The 2528-nt window shown below is 68.7% G+C and carries 3 protein-coding genes; all 3 read right to left on the bottom strand.

The features are described from left to right. Positions 1-466, bottom strand: a 466-nt coding sequence (locus tag ACWDU1_RS31565) for a MaoC family dehydratase (RefSeq protein ID WP_450004074.1), incomplete at its 3' end; no start/stop codon positions are given. After that, positions 463-1623, bottom strand: coding sequence for an acyl-CoA dehydrogenase family protein (locus ACWDU1_RS31560; protein ID WP_450004073.1), 1161 nt, complete (start codon positions 1621-1623; stop codon positions 463-465). The genes ACWDU1_RS31565 and ACWDU1_RS31560, both read right to left, overlap by 4 nt. A gap of 37 nt (positions 1624-1660) precedes the next feature. Beyond that, positions 1661-2528, bottom strand: an 868-nt coding sequence (locus ACWDU1_RS31555) for a biotin/lipoyl-containing protein (protein ID WP_450004072.1), incomplete at its 5' end; no start/stop codon positions are given.

Raw genomic sequence — 2528 nt, 5'->3', positions numbered from 1 at the left:
CCTCGACGAGCTCCCGGACCGGATGATCGATTACTGCCGCGACGCCCTGGGCCATATCGCCGCCTTCCCGTTTGTCCAGCACCACGGTCTCGGTGTACACGGTGTCGCCGTGGAACAGCGGCGCCGGGAACTTCACCTCCTCGAAGCCGAGGTTGGCCACGGTGGTGCCCTGGGTCAGATGCGCCACCGCCTGCCCGATCATGGTGCCCAGGGTGAACAGCGAATTGACCAGCCGCTCGTGGAACGGTTCCTGAGCGTCGCTGAAAGCCTTGTCGATATGCAGGCCCTGGGTGTTCATGGTGAGGGTGCTGAACAGCACGTTGTCGGTCTCGGTTATGGTGCGGCCGGGGCGGTGCTCGTAGAGGACGCCGGTTTCCAGCTCCTCGAACCACAGGCCGGTCTGCACCACTCGTTTCAGATCGCTGATGTCGTGTTCGACGTCCTTGGTGATCTTCTCGCCGCTCACAGGCCGAGCTCCCGTCCGATCAGCATGAGTTGTACCTCCGTGGTGCCCTCGCCGATTTCGAGGATCTTGCTGTCCCGGTAGTGGCGGGCCACCGGGTATTCGTTCATGAATCCGTAGCCGCCGAAGATCTGGGTGGCGTCGCGGGCGTTGTCCATGGCCGCTTCGCTGGCGATCAGTTTGGCGATGGCGGCCTGTTTCTTGAAGGGTTTGCCGGACAGCATGAGCGCGGCGGCGTCGTAGTAGGCGGTGCGGGCGGTATGGGCGCGGGCTTCCATCCGGGCGATCTTGAAGGCGATGGCCTGATTGCTGCCGATCGTCTTGCCGAACGCCTCGCGTTCTCCGGCGTAGCGCACGCATTCGTCCACACAACCCTGGGCGGCGCCGACCGACAGCGCCGCGATGGCGATGCGGCCCTCGTCCAGGATGCGCAGGAAGTTCGCGTAGCCGCGTCCGCGTTCGCCGAGCAGGTTCTCCTGCGGGACCCGGACGTCGGCGAAGGTGAGCGGGTGGGTGTCCGAGGCGTTCCAGCCGACCTTGTTGTAGGCGGGTTCGGCGGTGAACCCGGGGGTGTCGGTGGGCACCAGGATGGTGGAGATCTCCTTCTTCCCACCGGTCTGCCCGGTTACCGCGGTGACGGTGACCAGGGCGGTGATATCGGTTCCGGAGTTGGTGATGAACTGTTTGCTGCCGTTGATCACCCAGCTGTCGCCGTCCTCGACGGCGGTGGTGCGGGTGCCGCCGGCGTCGCTGCCCGCGCCGGGTTCGGTGAGGCCGAAGGCGCCGAGGTTCTGCCCGCTCGCCAGCCGCGGCAGCCATTCCTGTTTCTGTTTCTGGTCGCCGAACCGGTAGATCGGCATGGCGCCGAGCGATACTCCGGCCTCGAGGGTGATGGCGACGCTCTGGTCGATTTTGCCGAGTTCTTCGAGGGCCAGGCAGAGCGCGAAATAGTCGCCGCCCATGCCGCCGTATTCCTCCGGGAACGGCAGCCCGAACAGGCCCATCCGGGCCATTCCCGCCACCACCTCGTACGGGAAACTGTGCTCGGCATCGTGTTTCGCCGCGACGGGCGCGACCACCTGGTTCGCGAAATCACGGACGGTGAGCGCCAGATCGCGGTAGTGGTCCGGCAGTGTGCCGGTGGACAGGAAATCGGTCACCTGGGCCTCATCTCGTTCTCGGGTCGGGTGCGCACGCTCAGGCCGGTGCGGTTTCGGCAGGGGCGGGTTCGCTCTCGGGCGCGGGTTCGGGGTGGACACGAGCGAGGACCTGGTCCAGCCGTACCGATTCGCCCGGCGCCACCAGGATCTCGACCGTCCCCGCCAGCGGCGCGGCCAGCGAATGCTCCATCTTCATCGCCTCGACGACCAGGACGGGCGCCCCCGCGGTGACCTGGGCGCCGGGTTCCGCGCCGATCGCGAGCACGGTTCCCGGCATGGGGCTGCGGATCTCGGCGTCGTGGGCGGCGGCGGTATCGGCGCGCACCGGCTCCTCGGTGAGTTCGCGCAGCAGCGCCACCCCGGATTCGCCGGCCAGCCACAGGTGCGGCCCGGACTCCGCGATCCGGTAGCGGCGCCGCACCCCGTCGAGGGTGAGGTACACCGAGCGAGTGCCGGGAGTATCGGATTCGCCTCCCGCGGTCTCGAATCCGGCGGTGAGCGCAACCGGCTCGGCATCCCCGACCCGCAGTTCGGCCGCGTCCGGGCTACCGGTGAGGTAGACGTGGGCGGTCCGGTCACCACCGGCCAGCCGGATCCGGGTCGGTGCGGCGGAGCCGACCCGCCAGCCGGTCGGGAAGTCCCACGGATCCGCGGGACCGGACGGCCGGCGCCGCAGCCACCGGTACACGGCCGCGGCCGCGAACAACTCGTCGGTCACCGCCGCGGCCCGGAAATCCCCCGCCCGCCGGTCCAGTAGAGCGGTGTCCAACCGACCGGCCGTGACATCCGGATCGGCCAGCAGGAACCGCAGGAAGTCGATATTGGTCGTCACGCCCAGCACCGCGGTATCGGCGAGCGCGCGATCCAGGGCGTTCAGGGCGGCCGCGCGGTCGGGGCCGTGCGCG

Source organism: Nocardia sp. NPDC003345, from assembly GCF_053589395.1.
The sequence above is the reverse complement of the archived record's forward strand: the minus strand, read 5'-3'. Positions and strand labels throughout refer to the sequence as shown.